This window comes from Mycobacterium sp. ZZG, assembly GCF_054786995.1.
Window position 1 is genome coordinate 1 of sequence record NZ_JBTBFV010000160.1, and the last position, 1,292, is coordinate 1,292.

At 67.8% G+C, this 1,292-nt stretch carries 1 protein-coding gene; it reads right to left on the reverse strand.

Translation table 11 applies throughout. The features are described 5' to 3' along the window. Positions 1-1,292, reverse strand: a 1,292-nt coding sequence (locus ACXMYJ_RS29125) for a CoA-acylating methylmalonate-semialdehyde dehydrogenase (RefSeq protein WP_460359547.1), incomplete at both ends; no start/stop codon positions are given.

Below are 1,292 nucleotides of genomic sequence, written 5' to 3' on the forward strand. Positions count from 1 at the left end.
GGGTCGAGCCAGCGGGTGGTGATGGCTTTTTGGCGGGTGAAGAATTGGACGCCGTCGGTGCCGTGGGCGTGGCTGTCGCCGAACAGGGAGGCTTTCCAGCCGCCGAAGCTGTAGTAGGCCATGGGAACGGGGATGGGCACGTTGATGCCGACCATGCCGACCTCGACCTCGTTTTGGAAGCGTCGGGCTGCGCCGCCGTCGTTGGTGAAGATCGCGGTGCCGTTGCCGTAGGGGTTGGTGTTGATCAGGTCCAGGGCCTGGTCGTAGGTGTCCACCCGCACGACCGACAGGACGGGGCCGAAGATCTCGTCGGTGTAGACGCTCATGTCGGGGGTGACGTTGTCGAGCAGGGTGGGGCCCAGCCAGAACCCGTCCTGATCACCGTCGGCCTGGACGGTGCGGCCGTCGACGACGACCTTGGCGCCGGCGGCTTCGCCGGCGTCGATGTAGGAGGCGACTTTGTCGCGGTGGGCCTTGGTGACCAGCGGGCCCATGTCGGTGTTGCGGGTGCCGTCGCCGATCTTGAGCCCGGTGGTGCGTTCGGTGATCTTGGCGACCAGGTCGTCGGCGATGGGGCCGACGGCCACGCAGGCGGAGATGGCCATGCAGCGTTCGCCGGCGGAGCCGAAGCCGGCGTTGACCATCGCGTCGGCGGCCAGATCCAGGTCGGCGTCGGGCAGGATCACGGCGTGGTTTTTGGCTCCGCCCAGGGCCTGGACGCGCTTGCCGGCGGCGGTGCCGGTGGCGTAGACGTACTGGGCGATCGGGGTGGACCCGACAAAGCTCACGGATTTGATCTTGGGGTTGGTGAGCAGTTCGTCGACGGCGGTCTTGTCGCCTTGCAGGACGTTGAACACCCCGGCGGGCAGGCCGGCTTGTTTCCACAGCTCGGCCAGCCACAGCGCGGCGCTGGGGTCCTTCTCGCTGGGTTTGAGGACCACGGTGTTGCCGGTGGCGATGGCGATCGGGAAGAACCACATCGGGACCATGGCGGGGAAGTTGAACGGGGAGATGATCGCGACCGGGCCCAGGGGCTGGCGGATGGAGTGCACGTCGACGTTGGTCGAGGCGTTCTCGGTGTAGCCGCCCTTGAGCAGGTGGGGGATGCCGCAGGCGAACTCGACGACCTCCTGGCCGCGGCTGACCTCGCCGAGGGCGTCGGAGACGACCTTGCCGTGCTCGGCGGTGATGATCTCGGCCAGTTCACCCTTGCGCTCGTTGAGCAGCTCCCGGAAGGCGAACAGCACCTGGGTGCGTTTGGCCAGCGAGGTGTCCCGCCAGGCCGGGAACGC